Origin of the sequence: Acinetobacter sp. YH12137, from assembly GCF_013418535.1 — a bacterium.
Lineage (GTDB): Bacteria > Pseudomonadota > Gammaproteobacteria > Pseudomonadales > Moraxellaceae > Acinetobacter.
Window position 1 is genome coordinate 15,671 of the sequence record NZ_VPBW01000006.1, and the last position, 22,470, is coordinate 38,140.

Genomic DNA, 22,470 nt, shown 5'->3' on the forward strand with positions numbered 1-22,470 from the left:
TGTTGTGTAGCTGATGTTGAGTCATGATTAAATCCCCTAAATTGTTCTTTGGTTTACTTCGCGATAATTGCAGATTGAATATTCAGTTTGGCTGGAATCAGTTGCTGACCATAGAAAGCATCAGCCACTTGTTGTTGTTTTTGTGCCACTTCGGGAGTGAGTGGTTTTACTCCAAAACCCATGCGTGAAATAGACGTTTTCAATACATCAAAGGCCAGGCCTGTCGGTTTTTCCAGAAGTTTGGCGGCTTCATCCTGATGAGCAGAAACCCACTCAGTGGTCAGGTTGAGTTCATTCACGACAGCTTCAATAATCTGTGGGTTGGCTTCAGCGAACTTGCGATCTGCCAGATAGAACTGATGGTTACTGATGATGTTCTCACCCGTTGCGATGACACGCGCACTAATCTGATGTTCTGCTGCAGCGAAGAACGGGTCCCAGATCACCCAGGCATCGACAGCACCGCGTTCAAAAGCGGCACGGGCATCAGAAGGTGGCAGGTAAACCACTTCGATATCACTGAGTTTCAGATTGTTGGCTTCAAGGACTTTAAGTAGTAAGTAATGAACATTTGAGCCTTTATTTAAGGCAACACGTTTGCCTTTCAGATCCTGAACTGACTGGATATTCGAATCTTTTTGTACGATTAGCGCTTCAGCTTTCGGTGCTTCAGGCTGATTGGCCACATAGACCAGATTTGAATTCGCTGCTTGAGCAAAGATCGGTGGCGCTTCACCGGCTTCACCAAAAGATACGCTGCCGACATTCAAGCCTTCAAGCAACTGAGGACCAGCCGGGAATTCAACCCATTTCACATTCACGCCTTGTTCTTTTAATGACGTTTCTAAGGTGCCACGTTCTTTTAAGATCGGCAGTACGCCATATTTCTGGAAACCAATATTCAGGGTCACGGCTTCCTGTTTTTTGCCACAGCCAGAAAGCATCATCACGCCAGCCACCGCAGCACTAAGGACCGCAGTTTTTGTGAATAATTGAATGTGTGATTGGCGCATGAATCAGAACTCCTGAAAATTTAGAAATGTGAAATGAAGAGCTTAGGCATACGCTAAAGCTTTTTACTTTTCTAAAAAAATAACTATTCAGGAATTTCTAATGAAGAAAAAAGATAAATAAAAAAGTGCAAAACTTATGCAGGAAAGTGATTTACACATTAATTTAGGAAGAAAGAATTATTTATATAAGGCAATGAAATATAAAATTATTTATTCTAAATAAAGTGGCCAGATATGCTTATTAGAAAATCAGCAATAAGATTTTTATGCTGAATGCAGGTTTTATGAATATCATTATCTAAAATAGAGATATGAGAGCGCATAAAAAAGTCACTTTAAAGTGACTTTTTACAGACAATTGAATTGCGCTGATAATTATAAAAAGCCTGTCGGGCATCAGGCAAATCATCTACTGATGCCGGTTCAAAACCCTGTTCCAGAAACCAGTGTGCAGTACGGGTCGTTAAAATAAACAGTTGCTGAATACCCAGACTTTTGGCCTTATCTTCCAGATAATGCAGGATCTGGCTACCGCGGTTGGATTGACGGTAACTTGGATCTACTGCAACGCAGGCGATTTCTGCGGAACGCAGTTCATTGCCCGTAGTCGGAATCGGATACAGGGCAGCACAGGCCAGAATCATGCCGTCACGCTCAATTACCGCGAACTGGTCAATTTCATTTTCCAGACGTTCCCGCGAACGGTAAACCAGAATGCCTTCTTCTTCCAAGGGGCGAAGCAAGCGGATCAGGCCACCGACATCCTGAATATCGGCCATACGCACTTCTTCATAATGCGCATCGGTGATCATGGTGCCGGAACCATCCCGGGTGAACAGTTCTTCCAGCAAGGCGCCGTCATAGGTATACGAAATCAGGTGAACGCGATTGACGCCATTTCGGGAAGCTTCCTGAGCGGCCTTGAGCTGGAGCCGAATTTCAATATCCTGTTCATCAGAAAGAATATAGTCATCCAGTTGCTGTGGGGTTACTTCCCGTTTTAACTGACCCTTACTGTCGAGCAGACCATGCTCTCGACCCAAGATAATCAGTTTATCGGCTTTGAGGCGAGTCGCAGTTTTGGTGGCAACTTCCTCAGCTAGAAGGTTAAAAACTTCGCCTGTGGTTGAATAGCCGGTCGGACCGAGAATCACAATATTATGATTGTTCAGATGACGTTGAATCGCATCAGTATCAATGGCCCGAACTTCACCAGTTAACTGAAAATCGACCCCGTCACGGATGCCATAAGGTTTAGCTGTCACAAAATTTCCTGAAACGGCATCAATGCGCGCACCATACATGGGTGAATTGGCCAGCCCCATCGACAATAGCGCCTCAATCTGTAAACGGATCGATCCTACTGCATTCAGTACACAGCTTAAGGATTCACGAGTTGTGACCCGACGCTGCTGGTGGAAGGGGGTCTCGAAGCCACTCGCAGCCAGATTCTGGTTAATTTGCGGACGCGCGCCATGTACCAGAATCAGGCGGATTCCTAAAGAATTGAGCAGGGCAATATCATGAATGATGTGCTGAAAGTTGCCATGCAATACCGCTTCACCATCAAACATGATCACAAAGGTTTTATTGCGATGAGCATTGATATAAGGCGCAGAATGGCGAAACCAGTGCACATATTGCAAGGTGTTGCTCGGTGAGGTTTCTGCTGCAGTCATAGCTGTGCCTATTTCAATATTTAAAGATCTAGCTTTGATTCTAATGAAAAAATACTGAAGTGGAAGTACAGAGATAAAAAAACACCTGAAGCGAGCTTCAGGTGTCTGCTAGAAGGGCAGAAAAGAGAATGATTAGTTGATGATTCGAACAATCTTGTCGTTACGATCATTGACTAGTACATAGTCACCATTGATTTTGTACCATTGCTGGTTTTTACCTGCTTTCGGCAGACGGCGTGCTTCATAGCCACTGACTTCAAAGCGACGGTTATCGTACTGGTTTGGCAGTTTTTGACCTACGCGCCAGTCACGGCTTGGGTTAACCCCACGGTTGTTGTAACGACGATCATCCCATTTTTTCGCATCTTTATGATCCCAGTGCGGTGCCGGTTTATGTGGTGCATAACGTGGATCATGATGCTGCGGTGCGGCCATTGCAGAAGTAGCAACCAGCGCACTAAGAGATAAGGCAATTGTAGTTAAAACTTTTTTCATGGCTCTCACCTAAAAATCTGTACATGTTTTCGATGAGATTAAATTAGCGAATAAGTAGATAGAAAGCGTGAGGCCAGTTTAGTGGAATTGTTAAATTCATGAAGGAATTTAGGAGATTAGCCACGATTAAAAGGAAAGCTCTAAAATAAGAAAAAGCCTAAAAAGGCTCATCCGAAAAATCAAAAAGCCCAAACGAGGTTGGGCTTTGCATCAGGTTCTAAATCAGTCTCCGATAATCCGGACAATACTGTTATTTTCAGAGTTCACCAGAATGTAGTCATTGTTGACTTTGTACCATTGCTGCTTACGGTCTGGTTTAGGCAGTTTATGGTCCTTATATTCGACCTTGTAGCCATTACTGCGATAATGCTGCGGCATGACATAGCCAGGCTGCCAGCGTAACTGTTGCAGACGTTTAACACCACGTTCTTCACGCATACGACGTTTATCATACTGGTCTTGGTGATCGTCATGGAACCCACGCGCTTTCTTGGCCTGATGATGGCCCGAACCCCGTTCCATACGCTGTTCATCATTGAAATTAGGGGCAGCGTTTGCAACATTTGCCAGCATGAATGCACTGCAAGACATCGCTAATGCTACCAGAACCTTTTTCATGTTGAACCCTCATTCAATTGTTCATTTTTTACAGTAACTAATGTACGGAAAAATTGCAGAGAAACTGTGAAGAACTGGCTGAAGTTTTATATCAATTACAGAGAAATTATGATTATGCCATGATTTTACATAAGCTTAGGATGCACTTCAGTCAGTTGACCAGTTATACCCAGCCCCATTGGCATTTCAGCAAAACCGGGATCAAGATGCAAGCGCAATGTCCTGAATTGTGTATCAAAACCGTCTCAAATTAGTGGAAAAATATTCTTTTTAAGCACCAGATCTTGATTCAGTCATTGCAATTTTTCAATTCCACTGTTCCGTTAAACCCTGTAAGGACTGAATGGCTTCAGCCACAGACTCTGCCTCGACTGCATCTTCTAAAGCCAAAATCAGGGCAGTTGATAACTGCAAGTTTTCAATACGACGAATAGTTTCAGTTTTACGTTTTTGGTCTGCCATTAAATTTTCCTTCGCTTTGACTTAACTTGAAAAGCATTATAAAAATTTTATATTAATTTGGAAAACCGAATAATTTTATATTATTGATTCATTAAAACGATTTATATCTTTTTTTTTAAAGAATTTAAGGATAAGAAAAGCGCACTATCCGTAAATGCGCTCTTTCGGGATCTAATGAACGATCTTAATAGGCATAGTTCAGATCAGTATAGTCACTTAGGGATTTCTGTACATGTGCCTGAATAAAAGTACGCACATCTTCTGCTGTCATTGCTTTGCCCTGATTGCTAATCACATGTTCAATTTCAGGCTGACCTTCGATCTTGATGCGATAGACAAAGTGTTTCGCTACCTGATAGCGATCGTCCAGTTTTTCGATACCGGTCACATAATGATAGGAATGTTCAAAATTCAGATCGGTATGGGAAAAGACAAACTGGTCAAACAGTTTCAGTTTTTGACCATTTTCGAGTGCCTGAATGTCATCGACAATGCTGGCATCAAACTTCATGCCGTATTTTTCAGAGATCGGCTGCTGATCGACCAGCAGAGAGACCATGCCATCTTCCAAAGTCGTCACGGTGATGTTGTTTAAGTCAGTCATGTTGCACTCAAATAAAAATCTGTTGGCGCTAGTATAGGGGAATTTGCAGCGAACTGAATAAAGACAGTATTGTAGAAATAAGAAAGGTCTGGCTGATTCAGTCTGAAATCTGGATGAATTGGGCAGAAGAATAAGCCAGCTTTCAAATGGGTCTTATCTTTATAGAGTTTAAAAACAAAAAGCCAATGCGGACATTGGCTTTTAAATAGGCGTCAATTAAAGCTTAATCTTGAGCATCAATACTTTGACCATTCATATGCAAGCTATCTTCACCCATCAGGTACAGATAGGCTGGCATGATGGAATCCGGTGTCGGTAAGGTTTTCGGATCTTCATTCGGATAAGCCTTGGCACGCATTGCCGTACGTGTAGCGCCTGGATTGATACAGTTAAAACGGATATTCGAATTGACCCGTTCTTTGGCAAATAACTGGCTCACTGCTTCAATGGCAATTTTTGAAACTGAATAAGCGCCCCAGCATTCCCGGGCTTCACGACCTACGCCGGAACTGGCAAAGACCACAGAAGCATGTTTGGATTTTTCCAGCAAGGGTAACAGGGCTTGGGTAATCACAAAAGGCGCACGAAGGTTAACCGCCATGACATCATCCCAGACATTGACCGGGTATTCCGCCAACGGCACTCGTTCGCCTAAAATACCGGCATTATGCAAAATCCCGTCCAGACGGCCAAACTGGCGATCGAGCGTGTCGAGCAATAACTCATAATCACGTTCAGAGGCGCTAGATAACTGTAATGGGAGAATGGCAGGTTGCGGCGCCCCCAAGCTTTCAATCTCGTCATAGATGACTTCAAGCTTGTTTAAGGTACGCCCATGCAGAACTACAGTCGCCCCATGCAGGGCATAGCTGATTGCTGCTGCACGACCAATGCCATCGCCCGCACCCGTGATCAGGATAATACGATCTTTTAACAGATCGGGGCGAGGTTGATATTCTGAATACTTCATTATCTACCTCCTCATTATTATTGTTAAGTGTCTTCAGTAGTTTCAGGAATCAAGACAGGACACTTGGCTCGCTCAAGACCAGTTTTTGAATGTGCTGATGTAACTCATTCACTGTATTCACTATATAGTCGGCTTGCCAGGCTGTTAAGTCATCTTTGTATTGCAGTGGTAAATAACCGTATGCTGCCAGTATGGTATACATCTTGGCATTGCGGCCTGCATCAATATCCCGTGGATGGTCACCGACATAGATACAGTCCTCTGCAGCCAGCTGTAGCTGCTCGGCAGCCAAATACATTGGCTCTGGATCTGGCTTGGTTCGGGTCACATCTTCCGGACAGACCAGTACGGCACAGCGCTCGGTCAGGTTTAAAGCTTTAAGTAAAGCTTCGCTCAACCAGCGCGGTTTATTGGTTACGATTCCCCAAGGGATATCATTTTCCTCTAATTCTTCAAGTAAAGGATACATTCCGCTGAACAGGTCTGTATCTACTGCAATATCTGCACCATACATATCCAGAAAACGCTGGCGATGATCCAAGAAAACCGGGTCTTCCAGTTGCAGTTCCGGATAGACCAATTTGACCATAGCACGTGCACCTTCTGAAACCTGGGTACGGATCAGATCAGCTTCAACCACTTCACGGCCGGCTTCGCGGCACATATGCTGGATAATCCGGATAAAGTCAGCCGCAGTATCAATTAAAGTACCATCTAGGTCGAATAGAACAGCCTTCATTGGGCGGCCTCTTGCGTGTTTTCTTTAACGGTGTACACCATATAGTTTACATCGACATTCGGTGCCAGCCAGTAACGCTTGGTCAGCGGGTTATAATGCAGGCCAGTCATATCTTTCAGTTTTAAACCGGCATTACGGATGTCGTGCGCCAGTTCAGACGGCTTGATGAATTTGCTGTAATCATGTGTACCTTTGGCCAGCATACGCAGGATATATTCTGCACCAATGATCGCGAACAGATAAGATTTTGGATTACGGTTAATGGTCGAGAAGAAGACATGACCACCCGGTTTGGCCAGTTTATAACAGGCCTGAATAATAGAGGCTGGATCAGGTACATGTTCCAGCATTTCCATACAGGTAACCACATCGTATTGACCGGCTTGCTCTTCTGCCAGCTGTTCTACCGGAATCTGACGGTATTCAATATTGCTAACATCTTCCTGCTCAGCATGGATGCGTGCCACATTCAGTGGCGCTTCGCCCATATCAATGCCCAGCACCTGAGCGCCACGGCGCGCCATGCTTTCTGACAGGATGCCCCCGCCACAGCCCACATCCAGCACTTTCTTGCCGCTCAAGCCACCAGCATGTTCATCAATCCAGTTGAGACGTAGCGGATTGATCATATGCAATGGGCGGAACTCGGAATGCTGATCCCACCATATAGCTGCAAATGCTTCAAACTTGGCAATTTCTTGTGGATCAACATTCAATTGCGACATCGGTGTCACCTCAATCAGTCGTGATTATTTAAAATTTAAGTTCGCCCAGAGGCGGTATAAACAGATTTAACTTCTTGTAAATCAGTACACTTGTTTAGTGTAGCGATTCTGGAAAAAAAAGCGATAAAAGCTGTAAAAAAGTTCACAGAATAAAAACGAAACCGGCATAATTACTTTATAGTGAAGCCATAAATTAGACATAATGATTTAGAGGACGATAATCCCAATGAAAAAATTTATTTTAGGCACTGTAGCCGCATCTGTTTTGGCATTTTCTGGCAGTGCAATGGCCGCCAACTTTGTAGCAGGTCAAGACTATCAAGTCTTGGCGAATCCAGTAAAAGTTGAAAAGCCGGGGAAAATTGAAGTCCGTGAATTCTTCTGGTATGGCTGTGGTCACTGCTATTCACTTGAACCACACATGCAGAGCTGGTTAAAAAAATTGCCTAAAGATGTACGTTTCGTGCGTACCCCAGCCGCGATGAATCCGCTATGGGAACAGGCAGCACGCGCATACTATGTGTCTGAAGCTCTAGGTGTTCGTCAAAAAGCACATTTGCAGCTATTCCATGATATTCATGCGAAGAAACAGCCAATTCTGGAACAGGCTCAATTAGCCAAGTTCTATACCCGTTATGGTATTTCTGAAGCGAAATTTAATACCACTTATAAATCATTCCCGATTTCTTCAAAAATCGCACAGGCCAAAAATCTGGCTGCGACTTATCAGTTGAGCGGTGTACCAGCGGTAACCGTAAATGGTAAGTATGTGGTTCAGGGCGATGATGCCAAAGTGGTTCAAGTGGTAAATTATCTGGTTGAAAAAGAGCGTAAAGCTAAATAAACCAGATCTGCATGAATCTAAAAACCCGCAGCTATATGCGGGTTTTTTTATGTCAGGATAAAATTGAATTGTGAAATAGATTTCACTCAGATGAGACTCCGGTTTGAGATAAACTTCCACGAAATAACAGTTCTAACTGCTTTAGGCTTTGGGCTTTGAAGTCATTTATCCGAGTTTGTCGCAGTGCAGGATCAGGCTGTGCCTGAAGCTGAATCCAGCCCATAGCCCAGTTTAATGCGAGAGGAACTAAGATCTGTGCCAGTGCAGTTAACTCGGCTGGAGAAGGAGATTGCTGGACGGCTGGAATCTGTTCCAGGGTATGCCGTAAATCTTGGGTCAGATAATGAATTTCCCGCTCAATGCCTTGTCTGAGGATATTGGAACCGCCCCAACGTTCGGCACTGACAAATGTCCAGGCTTCGGGATGGGCATCGACTGCTTGAAAAAACAGTTCGATTTTGGCTGAAAGCTCATCCAGAGAAAAATCTGCAGGTCCCAACTGACTCAGCACACCTTTGAGATGAATTGAAACCTGATCCAGAAGTTCCAGCCCCAACTGATCCATATTCTGAAAGTGTCGATAAAACGCAGCAGGCACCAGCCCGACTTCATGAGTGATTTCGCGCAGGCTGATGCTGCTAAATGCATAGCCACGGCTGCTCAATGCCAAGGTAGCATCGAGGAGGGCCTGGCGGCTTTGGTGCTTGCGTTCTTCACGTAAAGACATAGGGATTTTCCTTCGGCAGATTTGCAGTTTAGCAAAAAACATCTGTCCATCGCAGTAGCGCAGATGGACTGAAAAATCTATACAAGCAAAGCGTGTCCAGTGATTTTGTAAATGATCTGTCCTCTGTTCCAATCTTGGCGGAGGCTTCTGTTATACTGAGCCGCAATTATTTTTAGTCAACAGCAGGACCTATTATGCGTATCGACCAACGAGCATTAGATCAATTACGTGAAGTGAAAATTACCCGTAACTATACACGTTATGCGGAAGGTTCCGTATTGGTTGAATTTGGTCATACCAAAGTGCTGTGTACTGCCAGTGTGGACAGCTCTGTACCACGTTTCCTGAAAGGTCAGGGTCAAGGCTGGGTAACAGCAGAATACGGCATGCTGCCACGTTCAACACATACCCGTAGTGATCGTGAAGCTGCTCGCGGCAAACAAAGTGGCCGTACTCAGGAAATCCAGCGTCTGATCGGTCGTAGCCTACGTTCAATGGTCGACCTGAAAAAACTTGGTGAAAATACCATTACCATTGACTGTGACGTGATCCAGGCAGATGGTGGTACCCGTACTGCATCAATTACGGGTGCAGCCGTAGCATTGATTGATGCCATGAACGTATTGCTTGAGAAAAAGAAAATTAAACAGGACCCACTTAAAGGTCTGGTAGCAGCCATTTCTGTAGGTATTTTTAAAGATGAAGTCTTGCTGGATCTTTGCTATGAAGAAGATTCAAACTGTCAGACTGACTTGAATGTCGTGATGACTCAGGCAGGTGAATTTATTGAAATCCAAGGTACTGCTGAAGATAAGCCATTTACCCGTGAGCAATGCAATGACATGCTGGCCATGGCTGAAAAAGGGATTCAGGAACTGATCAAGAAACAGCAAGAAGCTTTGGGCTGGTAAGCTTTTCAAGTTGTAAAAAACGCATCTTCGGATGCGTTTTTTATTGTACCTACACATTGCCTGACAAAAAATGAACAGGATCTGTCTACTGTGTAACCTCTGTTTTAAGCGATGATCTTTTAACCAAATCTCATTCAGAGGGGTATAACATGAAAATATGGTTGATGGCATTTTCAGTATTTGCTGTACTGGGTTTAACTGCCTGTGATTCGAATTCTCGTGATGAAAACCGTGATGGTGCAAATATGAAACGAGGAAGTGATACCAATTAACAGAGTAGAGGCCATTCAACCTCTATGATTTATATCCTTGAGAATAAGAAAAAGGGTGCTATGGCACCCTTTTTTAATAATAAGACTTTAACCATTAAAACGCATCGACAGGTCAATGGCTTTGACATCTTTGGTTAGTACGCCCATCGAAATATAATCTACGCCTGTACTCGCCACTTCACGTAAGTTATCAATGGTGATATTGCCTGAGGCTTCCAGTTTACAGCGACCAGCCACATGTTTGACCGCATCAATCATTTGCTGCTGACTGAAATTATCCAGCATCACGATATCAGCCTCGGCTTCTAGGGCCTGATTCAGTTCATCCCAGGTTTCAACTTCCACTTCAACTGGTTTACCCGGTGCAATCTGGTGGGCCATGGCAATCGCCTGGCGAATGCCGCCGGCTGCCATAATATGATTTTCTTTAATCAAAAAGGCATCGAATAGGCCCAGACGGTGATTCTGACCACCACCGACAGCAACAGCATATTTTTGGGCAATACGTAAGCCTGGCAGCGTTTTACGGGTATCTAAGAGCTTGGTATGCAGACCGTCCAACTCTTTGACATAGGTTGCTGTTTTGGTCGCAACTGCAGACAGCGTCTGTACAAAGTTCAGGGCAGGGCGTTCTACAGTCAGTAGGCTACGTGCAGAACCGGCCAGTTTTAGAAAAGCTTCATTGGCAGCGACATGATCGCCGTCATTTTTTAGCCAGATCACTTCTACACTCGGATCATAGGCCTGAATCAGGGCATTGACCCAAGGCTGACCAGCAAGAACCATTGCTTCACGGCTAATAATCGTGGCAGTCGCCTGTTCATCTTCAGGAGTCAGCAGGGCAGTAATGTCACCATCGCCAATATCTTCGGAGAGTGCCTGTTGAATATTGATCTGAATCGACTGTTCTAGCAAAGCCTGAGATATGCTCATGAGTATTTCCGTATCTTTTTTAGCCGTGAAAAATTGTGCGTTATCTTAACACCGTTACATTAAAATGAGCGATTTTTCATACAGCCTGCCGGGATGAATTGAGATTTGCCTATGAAAGTTTTAGCATTAAGCCGGCTGCAATCCTGATATTGCAGATTTTATTTTTGTACAGGACAGTTTTATGCAACAGGCAGCTGAGTTTCAAATCCGGGACGGGCAATTGCTCGGGGCGCGCCAGATCCCTTCTCCAAATTATAATCAGCGGCCTGAACATACCGATATCCAGTTAATGGTGATCCATAACATCAGTCTGCCGCCGTCACAGTTTGGTGGTGGCTATATTGAACAGTTTTTTCAGAATCAGCTGGAGTGGTCAGTGCATCCGTATTTTCGGACTATTGAAGGCATGCAGGTGTCGGCGCATCTGCTGATTTTGCGTTCTGGTGAAGTGCTGCAGTTTGTGAATTTCAATGACCGAGCCTGGCATGCAGGTCGTTCCAGCTATCTGGCCAAAAAAGAATGTAATGATTATTCCATCGGGATTGAACTGGAAGGCAGTGATGACCTGCCGTTTGAACAGGCACAATATGATGCCTTGGTCAAAGTCACCGCCTGTTTGCAAGACTATTATCCAAAAATGCAGCAGCATATTGCCGGACATTCGGATATTGCACCGGGACGTAAAACCGATCCGGGACCATATTTTGACTGGTGTGCTTTTCGTGCCCAGTTACAACATTATAAGAACCCATGACCCTTCAGGAAGTCATGTGATTAAGCAATGAACTTCTTTTGCAAGTTTCATTACAATAGGCCCAAATTAATTATTAGGTGAATAGGATGGCGCTTTGGCGTTCGACCGTAATTGTCAGTGCGATGACCATGTTGTCGCGGGTTCTGGGATTGGTCCGGGATGTGGTTTTACTGAATGTATTCGGTGCCGGTAAAGATTTCGATACCTTCGTGGTGGCATTTCGTATTCCAAACTTTTTCAGACGGCTGTTTGCAGAAGGGGCATTCTCCCAAGCCTTTATTCCGGTACTGACTGAATATAAGACCAGTCGCACCCATGCAGAAGTGCAGATCCTGATCAGCCGGGTCTTTGGCTGTCTGGCTACCTTCATGACCACCCTGACCATGATTGCCATCATTGCCGCACCGGTGATCATGTATATCTATGCGCCAGGGTTTCATGGCGATGAAGCAAAGTTTGCGCTGGCCACAGACATGTTCCGCCTGACCATTCCCTACCTGCTGTTTATGTCACTGACGGCTTTTGCCAGCAGTATTCTGAACAGTTATGGCTCTTTCAGTACGCCAGCCTTTGCTCCGGTTTTATTGAATATTGCCATGATTGCCGGTGCGCTCTGGCTCACGCCTTTTATGGCAGAGCCGATTATGGCGCTAGGTTGGGCCGTCGTCATTGCCGGGATTTTGCAGCTGGCAATCCAGATTCCAGAGTTATGGCGTAAAAACCTGCTGATTCCACCGAAAGTGGACTTCAAGCATGAAGGGGTGGATCGCATCATGAAACTGATGCTACCCGCTTTATTTGGTGTATCCGTCACCCAGATCAACCTGTTACTGAATACGGTTTGGGCCTCTTTCATGCAGGACGGTTCAGTGTCGTGGCTGTATAGTGCTGAACGGATGACCGAGTTACCATTGGGTCTGATTGGTGTGGCAATCGGTACCGTGATTCTGCCGTCCTTATCCACACAGCATACAGAAAAGAATCCGGAAAAATTCCGCGACATGATGGATTGGGCAGCGAAAGTCATTGTGCTGGTGGGTCTACCAGCCAGTATTGCCTTGTTCATGCTGTCAACACCGATTATTCAGGCATTATTTGAACGCGGACAGTTCACTTTTGAAGATACCCAGATGACGGCGCTGGCATTGCAATGTATGAGTGGCGGTGTGATTGCTTTTATGCTGATTAAAGTCTTTGCTCCCGGCTTCTATGCCCAGCAGGATACTCGTACACCGGTACGCGTCGGTTTAATGGCGGTAGCAGCCAATGCGATTCTGAACGTGATCTTTATTGGTTTCTTTAAGCTGATTCATTGGGAAGCGGAGCATATGGCACTGGCACTGGCTTCGACCGGTTCAGCCATGGTCAATGCGGGTCTGCTGTATTTTTATCTGCATCAACGCAATATTTTCCGTTTTGGCGCACACTGGAAAAAAATCTTTATGCAATTCATGTTTGCCAATGTGGTGATGATTGCAGCCTTGGCCTATGCACTGAGCTGGTACAATGGTGATGTATCACAGTGGATGCGTGTACTGGAAGTGCTGATTTTATGTGTGGTAGGAGTCGTGGCGTATTTGGCCGCATTGGTCGCTGCTGGTTTCAGACCACGCCATATCAAACCGTAATTCATTTTGGGCGCATAAAAAACAAGAGCCAAATGGCTCTTGTTTTTTCTGTAGGAAACTTTTCCTTAAGCAGAACTCAGTCGCTAGACCTTGCCGCGAGAAAGGAAACCAACAATGGCAAGAATAACGGCAATCACCAATAAGATAATTGCGAAATCCTTAGATAAGCCTGCTACTCCACCGAAACCAAGTAGACTGGCAATCAAGGCAATCACAGCAAAAATAATAGCCCAGCGAAACATATCAATTCTCCATGTGTTTTTATTCTCAAATCCAGTATAGGAATATTCGATTTTGGGCACTGTTAGTGTTTTGTTGATGTACTGTCTCTGATTTAACAATAGTTTACGTGATATTAATAAGATTCACGTCCCTACATTTCCTTTGTTGAGACTTGGTATAATAAGCTGATTTTTACCATAGCCGTTTTGATTATGTCTGATGCCTTACGTCCATACTTCTGGAAAAAATATAGTCTCACTGAGCTGACGCCAGAAGAATGGGAAGCGCTTTGTGACGGTTGTGGGCTTTGCTGCCTGATCAAGCTGGAAGATGAAGACACCCACGAAGTCGCCTATACCAAAGTGGCTTGCAAATTACTGGACTGCAAAACTGCCCGCTGTTCGGATTATCCGAACCGGCTGCAATATGTGCCGGATTGTATCCAGCTGACACCTGAGAAACTGGACACTATTCACTGGTTACCCTCAAGCTGTGCTTATCGCCGAGTTGCTGAAGGGAAAAGCCTGCCATCCTGGCATTATCTGAAGACGGGTTCACGACAAAGCGTGATTCAGGCCAAAAAATCCGCTGCTGGTCGCTGCTTAAGTGAAGTCGATATTGATGAAGATGAAATTGATGAATATATCGTGCGCTGGGTGCGCTAATGATTAGCGCAATCCAACCCCGTCAAATGATTAAATAAAAAAATTAAGCGGCCTGTTGTAGCAGTTGCTGTGCTGAAGACCCGGACATAGGACGATAAAAATAAAAACCTTGTCCGATCTGGCAATCACAATTGATCAGCGTGTCCAGTTGTTCAGTATTTTCAATACCCTCGACCAATACATCCAGAGAAATACTGGAACCAATCTGGGTAATGGCTTTGACAATGGCCAGCGCAGACGGATCATTGTTCATGCGTTCTACAAAGTTGCGATCAATCTTGATGCAGTCGACCGGATATTCCTGCAAACGGGTCAGGGAAGAATGACCGGTACCGAAGTCATCCAGAGAAATATGAATTCCATGTTTTTTCAGCAGGTTCAGTGCCCGGATCACATAATTGGCTCCGCCTTCAGACAAGCTCTGCTCGGTAATTTCCAGCTCAACCTTATGCGCAGGAATATCGAATCGGGACAGACGAGCCAGAAATTTCTCAGCATAGTCATCGCGCAGGAATTCAACTGGAGCTGCATTGATTGAAATTGGCAGAATATCCAGACCTTCGGCCTGCCAGCGGCTCATATCCTCAAAGACTTTTAGCTGCATGGTTTCACTGATGCGTGAAGCCAGGTCATAGTCCTGGAACGCTGAAAAAATATGAGAGGGTAACTGGATCTGATGCTGCTGATCCTGCCAACGCAATAAGGCCTCAAAACCAATCACCTCACCATCGGAGAGACGGACCTTAGGCTGATAATAAGGAATGATCTGGTCGGCATGAATAATCTTGCGTGCCAGCGTCAGTTGTTTGGTCATGTTTTCCAGTGATCTGAACATCTCCTGATTAAACATGCGAATCCCGCCACGACCACTATTTTTCAGATCATTCAGGGCAATATCGGCACATTTCAGCAGGTTAGAGCTATTCTGGGCATCACGCGGATAAACGGTACAACCAATACTCATGCCGATACTCATACGATGGCCGACATAACTCACTGGTTGTTCTAGTTGAGCATAGGCCAGTTGTGCGGTATTAATCAGCTGGGCTTCGTTTTCCAAGTTTTTGACCAGAATGGCAAACTCATCTCCACCGAGACGGGCAACGACTATATTGTTGGAGCCAAAACAGGCCTGAAAACGCTTGCCCAAGACGTGCAACAAATGATCTCCGGCAATATGACTCAGGGTGTCATTGATATGCCGGAAATAGTCCAAGTCGATCAGGAGCAGGCCAACCATCATTTGCTGTTGCTTGGCTTTTAGCAGCACCTGTTTAAAGGTCTTATAAAAGGCATTGCGGTTATACAGTCCGGTCAGCTCATCACGCTGAATTACGGCTTTTAAACGGCTTTCGGCTATTTTTTGCTGACTGATATTACGTGAAACACACAGAATATTTTGGGGAATATTATTTTCGTCCAATACCGGAGTCAGTAAATGATCCCAATATTCTGGGTTCTCATTCTCCGTCTGAGCTTTTTCTACAAAACGGCTATTTAAGCCTTGAGCAGCCTGTTTTAAAGCGCGTTGTCCGGTTTTTTTAACCTCGGCTGGTAACAGGCTTAACCATGAATGCGGGGCAGGCTGCTGTTCAGGATCAATCCCTAACTTATGACAGGCTGACTGATTGATATGACGGATCTCGCCTTGTGGAGACATCACTTTAATACAGTCGACACTGGCATCCAGCATGTTTTTCTGGGTAGAAATGACCTGAGACAGTTGTTGCTGAATCTCAAAATATTCATGGATGTCCGTCAGTGATACCGACCATTGCAGCAGATGTTCCGCGGTATGCTGAAACTTAATAGCCAAGGCACACATACGGTAGCTGGAATCAGCCGATTTAATCCGGCACTGGGTATTAAAGCCTTGTTGCTGATTCAGGGCAGCATGCCATTGCTTAGAAAACGCTGGTTGATCATCTGGATGAATCAGGCTTTGCCATTCTTTAGGACCATATTCACTTAAATTGGTGCCTAAATAATCCGAAAGTGCCTGATTAAAATATTCAATATTATCTTTGCCCAGCACCCAGAGTGGATGTGGCACATCATTGATTAGGTCCTGTAATAATCTGAATTTTGCCTGTTGCTCATTAGAAGATTGTATCGAGGTTGAAATAAGCGACTCAGCGCATTCTGCAGTTGTTCGTCTAGATTTATTATGCTTCATGCATCCCCACCGATACCACCCAAAGAGCATCCAATCAGTTACTCAAGTCCATTCTAATTAATATGAGACAATGTGAAATTTACAAGCTTATTAACCTGTAATTAATCATGTTCTATTTATCTACTTTTCATAAGATTAATCCATTCATTGTAAAAAAAATAGAGCTTTCTTACATAAATTAAATTTTTCTCATAAATGTTTGAAATATTGGAATCAAAACTACCAGTGTTAGAATGAAAGCAGAATTTAATTTGAGCCAATAATAAGATGTCAGACAGTCATATCCCGCTTCCAGAACGCTTGCGGCCTCGCGACCTTGCAGAAATTATCGGGCAGGATCACTTGCTTGGAGAGAATGCACCTCTACGTCAAATGATTGACCAAGGGCATTTACCATCGATTATCTTCTGGGGGCCACCTGGAGTAGGTAAAACCACAATTGCCTTGCTACTTGCCCAAGCGGTGGACCGGCCATTTATCAGCCTGTCTGCACTTAATACTGGTGTGAAGGAGTTGCGTGAAGTCATTGCAGAAAGTGGTGATCTGCTGACGCCCGTGGTGTTTATTGACGAGATTCACCGTTTTAATAAATCCCAGCAGGATGCACTGCTGAATGCCGTCGAAAAAGGCAAAATTACCTTGATTGGTGCGACGACGGAAAATCCATCTTTTGAAGTCAATAGTGCCTTGCTGTCACGTTGTCAGGTCTATACCTTAAATGTGCTGAGTGATGAAGCGATTCAGACTTTACTGACTCAGGCGATTCAGACTGACAAATTTCTGCAGGAACGCTATATCCAGATTGAAGAATTTGACGCCTTATTGCAGTTTGCCGCTGGGGATGCGCGTAAGGCCCTCAATTTGCTGGATCTGATTGCCAGTACCTTTGAGGCTGACCAGGAAAATATCATTACCAATGCGATTGTGGTCAAAGTCGCACAGCAGAATATTGCCCGTTATGACAAATCTGGCGAACAGCACTATGATCTGGTTTCGGCCTTCATCAAGTCGATTCGTGGCAGTGATCCGGATGCTGCCCTGTACTGGATGGCGCGTATGCTCAAAGGTGGTGAAGATCCGGTCTTTATTGCCCGCCGTATGCTGATTGCGGCATCAGAAGATATTGGCAATTCCAATCCGAATGCACTGTTGCTGGCGGGCGAATGCTTCCGCTCAGTTCAAGCGATTGGCATGCCGGAATGCCGGATTATTCTGGGACAATGTGCGGTTTACCTGGCGACTAGTGCCAAAAGTAATAGTACCTATCTGGCGATTAACAAGGCGATGGATCTGGCTGAAAAAACGGCCAATTTGCCAGTGCCTTTACATCTACGTAATGCACCGACCAAAATGATGAAAGAGCAGGGTTATGGAGTGAATTATCTGTATCCGCATAACTATCCGGAACATTTTGTCCTGCAAGATTACCTGCCGCCTGAGCTGAAAGGCACCAAGCTGTACGAATCGGCACGTAATAAGCGTGAAGTGGAAGGCGAACGTCTGCAACAACGCCGCTGGCAGCAGGAACAACAGCAGCAATAAGCAAAAAAAAAGCCCAATTCAAGGAGAATTGGGCTGAAATAGGATGTCTTGGGGGAGATACATCCTAGAGGGTAAGGGTATAAATCTGGTCAGCAACATCAGATGGATTGCATCTGCTGGGGATGTTGCTGGGATACAGTAATATTAAGGCATGCATTGAATAATGTAAAAACGATCATTTTTATTAATAAAATTCATTTTTTCGATCATAAGATTAGACAATAAAAAACCGGGCTATTAACCCGGTTCTTTGAAGCACTATTAGTGCTTAGATATCTTCAAGATTGATACCTAAACGTGCTGCAACTTCTTCGTACGCTTCAACCACGCCGCCTAGGCCTTGACGGAAACGGTCTTTATCCAGTTTTTTCTTGGTGTCTTTATCCCATAGACGGCAACCGTCTGGAGAGAATTCGTCACCCAGTACGATACGGTCGTGGAACACACCAAATTCAAGTTTAAAGTCAACCAGAAGCATATTACCCGCTTCGAATAATGCTTTAAGCACATCGTTCACTTGGTAAGTCAGTTCTTTCATTTTTGCCAGTTGTTCAGCAGTCGCCCAACCTAAAGCAATCGCTTGAGATTCGTTCACCATTGGATCGCCTAGCGCGTCATCCTTGAAGAACAATTCGAATGTAGGAGGAGTTAATTCTTTACCTTCTTCTACACCCAGACGACGGCATAAAGAACCCGCAGCATAGTTACGTACCACACATTCTACTGGAATCATTTTAAGTTTTTTCACTAACACTTCAGTTGGTGTCAGCAGTTTCTCAAAATGAGTTTCAATACCAGCAGCAGCCAGCTTTTCCATGATGAAGGCGTTAAAACGGTTATTCACCTTACCTTTACGATCCAGTTGTTCGATTTTTTCGCCATTGAATGCGGACGCATCGTCACGAAAAACTAAAATCAGGTGGTCTTCACTGTCCGTGGTATAGACAGATTTCGCTTTACCAGTATAGAGCAAGGTTTGTTTTAACATGAGGGAACCTTCTACAAAAAAAAATGCCTAGAAAATGTCTAGGCTGGCCAATTTTGGTAAATCTGGTTTAACAGTTCTGCTGCTTTTTCGCGGTCGGCAAAACTGTTATCGGGATTAAACACAGCCAGGGTGTTACTCGAACCTGCGGGAGAGAGTCTTAAAACATAGGTTTGCTGATCAACCTGAATCGTTACTTCATAACGATCTTTATTTTGACCAACGATAGAATGGTTAAGGCTGCTAAGCGTGGCAAGAGTGTATTGCCATATTGTAGCAGCATTTCCATCAATTTTGAGCAGTGGATTTTGATTTCCGTCAGTGACTAATTGCGGCTTTCCTGAAAAATTTTCTTGAGTTTCATCTGCTTGAGTTGAATTTACTGGCTGTGCAGTAGGGCGTGGCATCGCAAAGCGGTTACCACGCTGATTTTCAAGTTTTGGTGCATTTTCCAGGGCAAGCGGATCCACTGTCGGAGCAGGGTACAAAGGCGTTGCAGGACGAACCATTGACCCTTCAGGATATTGCAATGGTTGCAGCGTGGTTGTTTCTTTATAGTCCAAGGTACCGTTTTTAAAGGCCATTGAACTACAACCTGCTAAACTGAATACTGAAAGTGCCAGGGTAAGTCCTAAACGTAATTGCATAATCGTTGCTCTTTATTTAATGACGCTCGCTTCTACAAGTGCCTCATGAAGCGGAGCGCGATATTGTTCTGCAAGTGGTGTTAATGGAAGGCGAATACCTGTACCAATTAAGCCCATATCATGGAGAGCCCATTTCACAGGAATTGGGTTTGATTCGCAAAATAGAATATTGTGTAAATTTGCAACCTGAGCATTGAGCTCTTCAGCACGTGCAGCATCGCCTGCAATGGCTGCAGCACATACTTCACTCATGACTTTAGGTGCAACGTTGGCAGTCACAGAAATATTGCCTTTGGCACCATGACCCATTAACTCATAGGCAGTTGCATCATCACCTGAGTAAACGGTCATGTTTTTACCTGCCAGACCTTCAATCAGGGCAGCACCACGGGCTACATCACCTGTTGCATCTTTAATGCCCACGATCTGTGGAATATCTGCCAGACGGATCACGGTTTCATTAGCCATATCCACGCCAGTACGGCCTGGAACGTTATAAAGAATTTGAGGTAGGTCAACCGCTTCAGCAATGGCTTTATAATGCTGGTATAAACCTTCCTGAGTCGGTTTGTTGTAGTAAGGAGTAACCAGCAGGGCAGCATCAGCGCCAAGTTCTTTGGCTTCCTGAGTCAGCTCGATTGCTTCACGAGTCGAGTTTGCGCCTGTACCGGCAATGATAGGAATACGTTTGTTGGCAACACGAATGATTTCTTTGATCACTTGAGTGTGCTCGCTCATGCTGAGCGTTGATGCTTCACCAGTAGTACCTACAGCCACAATGCTGTTAGTGCCTTCTGCAATATGCCACTCAACCAGCTTCTCGAGACCCTTCCAATCTACGCTGCCATCTTCAAACATGGGGGTGACGATTGCGACAATGGAACCCTGAATGGTCTGTGCTTGCTGAGTCATTTTAAAAAACTATCCTATTTGTCCATCCGAAGAGAATGAGAAAACATATTTGGGATGGGTTTGTATTTTGATTTGTAGCAAATTCAATAGATTTGCACTGAATTGAATATTGCTTATGCAAATTATGACTGATCAAACGCATAAGAACAATATGCTTTAGTAAAAGCCACTGAATTCTTTATACAAAGCCTCTAGGCAACAATCAAGTTTTAATCGTTATGATTTTTTGCTGTCCAAATCATCCTTTATCCTCCAGCAGGATGAAAGCTAATGAATTCATTTTTTCAGGAAAAAATACACAGAATAAGTTACTTAAGTGAATTAAATAGATTTAGAAAACATTCTTTTATGGTGTTTTAGGGGAGTATTAATATTTATATTCGATGAATTAAGAGCTAAAATATATCGAATAATAAACCTCATTTATGAGGAATAAAAAGCAAAAATGCCTGAACTAATCTTTTTTTCGTATTAGTGATCGGCCCCGAATTTTTCTCACTGTTGAATTTCCGAGTTTGATGTATAAGTCTAAATCCAAAAATACTGGGATTTTAATACTTCTCATTAATTGCTTTTTTGACTTTATCGAACAGCATCTTAAAGTCATCAATTTTCTGGATTTTTCAGTATATCCGAGCAAATTGTTCAACTTATTGGTAGTTAATTCTATTTGAGCGCTCATAGATGATGGCCTCTCTTTTGAACGCTGATTGAACAAGGATATTCCAATGGAAAAATCAGACAATAAGCACGCGATCATCACGGTAGGGATCTGCTTTCTGATCGCTGTGATTGAAGGCCTGGATATTCAGGCTGCCGGGATTGCCGCTGCTGGTATTCGTGAGCACTTTGGTCTGGATAGCTCACAATTGGGTGTGTTTTTTAGTGCAGGGATTCTGGGCTTATTGCCTGGTGCACTGGTCGGTGGTCGATTCGCGGACCGTATTGGTCGTAAGAAAGTTTTAATCTGGTCAACCGCAATTTTTGCACTATTTACCTTATGTACCGTGTGGGTGAACAGTTTCCACAGTTTGCTGGCAGTTCGTTTTCTGGCGGGTGCGGGTCTTGGCGGTGCAATGCCAATCTTAATCACGCTGGCTTCTGAAGCCGTGGCTCCACAAAACCGTGGACGTGCCGTGGGCCTGATGTACTGCGGTATGCCAGTCGGTGCAGCAATCTTGTCTTTAATCGCAGCAACTGAATTCGGTGCAAACTGGAAAAATGTTTTTTACTTAGGTGGTTTATTACCCATCATCGTGATTCCACTGATGATGTTGTGTCTGCCTGAATCTAAAGAATACTTAAAGACACAAAACAAGACAGCCGCAGAACGTGCAGCATCTCCTCAGGGTTCATTCAAGGATCTGTTTAACTCTGACAACTTGCTTCGTACGCTTTGCATCTGGGTCAGCTACTTCTTCACCCTGATGGTGGTGTACATTATGTTGAGCTGGTTGCCATCATTGTTCATGGAACTGGGCTTCACCCGTAAAGATGGTTCAACTGCACAGTTCTACTTTATGGTGACTGCAACGATTGGTACTGTGATTTTGGGTATGCTGACGGATCGCCTGAAAAAAGCCTATGTGATCCTGTTGATGTATGGCGGTATCCTGGCGGGTCTATTGGCACTCAACGGTGCAAGCTCACTTGAGCAAATGTAAATGGCCGCAGCACTGGCAGGTGCCTTTGTGATTGGCTGTCAGGGTGTACTCTATGCCTTCGGTAGTATCGTTTACCCAACTGAAGTACGTGGTACAGGGGTAGGTGTTGCTTCCGCAGTTGGCCGTATCGGCGCCATGCTTGGCCCTGCAATTGCGGGTCAGCTACTGACAGCAGGCTTCGGTGCAGCAGGGGTGATCTCGGCAGCGATTCCATGTATCGTAATCTCTGCGGTATGTATGCTACTCCTGGTCAGCCGTACCAAGGTTTAAAAATAAAAAGATG

23 protein-coding genes and 1 pseudogene are annotated in these 22,470 nt (G+C 44.5%); 8 read left to right on the forward strand and 16 right to left on the reverse strand.

Annotated elements, in window-relative coordinates:
• Positions 1-53: 53 nt before the first annotated feature.
• From FTU72_RS04835 to ubiG, 9 genes are all read right to left on the reverse strand, one after another.
• Entirely contained in the window at positions 54-1,013 is a 960-nt protein-coding gene (locus FTU72_RS04835; protein ID WP_180017306.1) for a sulfonate ABC transporter substrate-binding protein, read from the reverse strand.
• 335 nt (positions 1,014-1,348) lie between these two features.
• Positions 1,349-2,692, reverse strand: a complete 1,344-nt coding sequence (gene argA, locus FTU72_RS04840; RefSeq protein ID WP_180017304.1) for an amino-acid N-acetyltransferase — start codon at positions 2,690-2,692, stop codon at positions 1,349-1,351.
• Between the two features lie 132 nt (positions 2,693-2,824).
• Positions 2,825-3,187, reverse strand: a complete 363-nt coding sequence (locus FTU72_RS04845) for an RcnB family protein (RefSeq protein ID WP_166137582.1) — start codon at positions 3,185-3,187, stop codon at positions 2,825-2,827.
• 222 nt (positions 3,188-3,409) lie between these two features.
• On the reverse strand, positions 3,410-3,805 hold the full coding sequence (locus tag FTU72_RS04850) for an RcnB family protein (RefSeq protein ID WP_180052498.1): 396 nt from the start codon (positions 3,803-3,805) through the stop codon (positions 3,410-3,412).
• A 306-nt stretch (positions 3,806-4,111) separates the two neighbouring features.
• Positions 4,112-4,267 carry a hypothetical protein gene (locus FTU72_RS04855; RefSeq protein ID WP_004781372.1) on the reverse strand — a complete coding sequence of 52 codons (156 nt, stop codon included), beginning with the start codon at positions 4,265-4,267 and terminating at the stop codon, positions 4,112-4,114.
• A 184-nt stretch (positions 4,268-4,451) separates the two neighbouring features.
• Positions 4,452-4,871, reverse strand: coding sequence for a hypothetical protein (locus FTU72_RS04860; protein WP_004781373.1), 420 nt, complete (start codon positions 4,869-4,871; stop codon positions 4,452-4,454).
• 223 nt (positions 4,872-5,094) lie between these two features.
• Complete coding sequence (locus FTU72_RS04865; protein WP_179991891.1) at positions 5,095-5,841, reverse strand: YciK family oxidoreductase; 747 nt, start codon at positions 5,839-5,841, stop codon at positions 5,095-5,097.
• Between the two features lie 49 nt (positions 5,842-5,890).
• Positions 5,891-6,580, reverse strand: a complete 690-nt coding sequence (locus FTU72_RS04870) for an HAD family hydrolase (protein WP_034704017.1) — start codon at positions 6,578-6,580, stop codon at positions 5,891-5,893.
• The gene (gene ubiG / locus FTU72_RS04875) at positions 6,577-7,305 is read right to left on the reverse strand and encodes a bifunctional 2-polyprenyl-6-hydroxyphenol methylase/3-demethylubiquinol 3-O-methyltransferase UbiG (protein WP_159124177.1); all 729 of its coding nucleotides are present in this window, start codon (positions 7,303-7,305) and stop codon (positions 6,577-6,579) included. The genes FTU72_RS04870 and ubiG overlap by 4 nt, the downstream gene beginning before the upstream one ends.
• 226 nt (positions 7,306-7,531) lie before the next feature.
• Here ubiG and FTU72_RS04880 point away from each other — a divergent pair, with 226 nt between their 5' ends.
• Complete coding sequence (locus FTU72_RS04880; RefSeq protein ID WP_004781380.1) at positions 7,532-8,149, forward strand: thiol:disulfide interchange protein DsbA/DsbL; 618 nt, start codon at positions 7,532-7,534, stop codon at positions 8,147-8,149.
• Positions 8,150-8,231: 82 nt separating this feature from the next.
• Here FTU72_RS04880 and FTU72_RS04885 read toward each other — a convergent pair whose 3' ends face one another.
• Complete coding sequence (locus FTU72_RS04885; protein ID WP_180017300.1) at positions 8,232-8,876, reverse strand: TetR family transcriptional regulator; 645 nt, start codon at positions 8,874-8,876, stop codon at positions 8,232-8,234.
• 194 nt (positions 8,877-9,070) lie between these two features.
• On the opposite strand from FTU72_RS04885, the gene rph reads away from it, so the two are divergent.
• Both rph and FTU72_RS16355 read left to right on the forward strand, forming a co-directional pair.
• Positions 9,071-9,787 (forward strand): ribonuclease PH, encoded by a 717-nt coding sequence (gene rph / locus FTU72_RS04890; protein ID WP_004781384.1) that lies wholly within the window; start codon positions 9,071-9,073, stop codon positions 9,785-9,787.
• A 149-nt stretch (positions 9,788-9,936) separates the two neighbouring features.
• Complete coding sequence (locus FTU72_RS16355; RefSeq protein WP_257218575.1) at positions 9,937-10,059, forward strand: hypothetical protein; 123 nt, start codon at positions 9,937-9,939, stop codon at positions 10,057-10,059.
• Between the two features lie 87 nt (positions 10,060-10,146).
• Here FTU72_RS16355 and nadC read toward each other — a convergent pair whose 3' ends face one another.
• Complete coding sequence (gene nadC, locus FTU72_RS04895; RefSeq protein ID WP_034704010.1) at positions 10,147-10,992, reverse strand: carboxylating nicotinate-nucleotide diphosphorylase; 846 nt, start codon at positions 10,990-10,992, stop codon at positions 10,147-10,149.
• A 181-nt stretch (positions 10,993-11,173) separates the two neighbouring features.
• Between nadC and ampD the strand changes: the two genes are divergently transcribed.
• On the forward strand, positions 11,174-11,746 hold the full coding sequence (ampD, locus tag FTU72_RS04900; RefSeq protein WP_180017298.1) for a 1,6-anhydro-N-acetylmuramyl-L-alanine amidase AmpD: 573 nt from the start codon (positions 11,174-11,176) through the stop codon (positions 11,744-11,746).
• A gap of 77 nt (positions 11,747-11,823) precedes the next feature.
• Positions 11,824-13,374 carry a murein biosynthesis integral membrane protein MurJ gene (gene murJ / locus FTU72_RS04905; protein WP_171505608.1) on the forward strand — a complete coding sequence of 517 codons (1,551 nt, stop codon included), beginning with the start codon at positions 11,824-11,826 and terminating at the stop codon, positions 13,372-13,374.
• An 83-nt stretch (positions 13,375-13,457) separates the two neighbouring features.
• On the opposite strand, the gene FTU72_RS04910 is transcribed toward murJ, so the two are convergent.
• Positions 13,458-13,616, reverse strand: a complete 159-nt coding sequence (locus tag FTU72_RS04910) for a DUF1328 domain-containing protein (protein WP_004647174.1) — start codon at positions 13,614-13,616, stop codon at positions 13,458-13,460.
• Between the two features lie 192 nt (positions 13,617-13,808).
• Here FTU72_RS04910 and FTU72_RS04915 point away from each other — a divergent pair, with 192 nt between their 5' ends.
• The gene (locus FTU72_RS04915) at positions 13,809-14,261 is read left to right on the forward strand and encodes a YcgN family cysteine cluster protein (protein ID WP_004781392.1); all 453 of its coding nucleotides are present in this window, start codon (positions 13,809-13,811) and stop codon (positions 14,259-14,261) included.
• Between the two features lie 43 nt (positions 14,262-14,304).
• Here the strand turns inward: FTU72_RS04915 and FTU72_RS04920 are convergent, their stop codons facing one another.
• The gene (locus tag FTU72_RS04920; protein ID WP_180017296.1) at positions 14,305-16,437 is read right to left on the reverse strand and encodes a bifunctional diguanylate cyclase/phosphodiesterase; all 2,133 of its coding nucleotides are present in this window, start codon (positions 16,435-16,437) and stop codon (positions 14,305-14,307) included.
• Positions 16,438-16,704: 267 nt separating this feature from the next.
• Between FTU72_RS04920 and FTU72_RS04925 the strand changes: the two genes are divergently transcribed.
• Positions 16,705-17,979 (forward strand): replication-associated recombination protein A, encoded by a 1,275-nt coding sequence (locus tag FTU72_RS04925; protein WP_180017294.1) that lies wholly within the window; start codon positions 16,705-16,707, stop codon positions 17,977-17,979.
• Positions 17,980-18,247: 268 nt separating this feature from the next.
• On the opposite strand, the gene purC is transcribed toward FTU72_RS04925, so the two are convergent.
• Genes purC through dapA form a run of 3 tightly spaced genes read right to left on the reverse strand, consistent with a single transcriptional unit; the run spans position 18,248 to position 20,523 of the window.
• Complete coding sequence (gene purC, locus FTU72_RS04930; RefSeq protein ID WP_004781395.1) at positions 18,248-18,967, reverse strand: phosphoribosylaminoimidazolesuccinocarboxamide synthase; 720 nt, start codon at positions 18,965-18,967, stop codon at positions 18,248-18,250.
• Positions 18,968-19,005: 38 nt separating this feature from the next.
• Positions 19,006-19,611 (reverse strand): lipoprotein-34 precursor (NlpB), encoded by a 606-nt coding sequence (locus tag FTU72_RS04935; RefSeq protein WP_034703997.1) that lies wholly within the window; start codon positions 19,609-19,611, stop codon positions 19,006-19,008.
• A gap of 12 nt (positions 19,612-19,623) precedes the next feature.
• The gene (gene dapA, locus FTU72_RS04940) at positions 19,624-20,523 is read right to left on the reverse strand and encodes a 4-hydroxy-tetrahydrodipicolinate synthase (RefSeq protein WP_125278859.1); all 900 of its coding nucleotides are present in this window, start codon (positions 20,521-20,523) and stop codon (positions 19,624-19,626) included.
• A 728-nt stretch (positions 20,524-21,251) separates the two neighbouring features.
• On the opposite strand from dapA, the pseudogene mhpT reads away from it, so the two are divergent.
• A pseudogene (mhpT, locus tag FTU72_RS04945) lies at positions 21,252-22,457 on the forward strand (3-(3-hydroxy-phenyl)propionate transporter MhpT).
• Positions 22,458-22,470 lie beyond the last annotated feature (13 nt).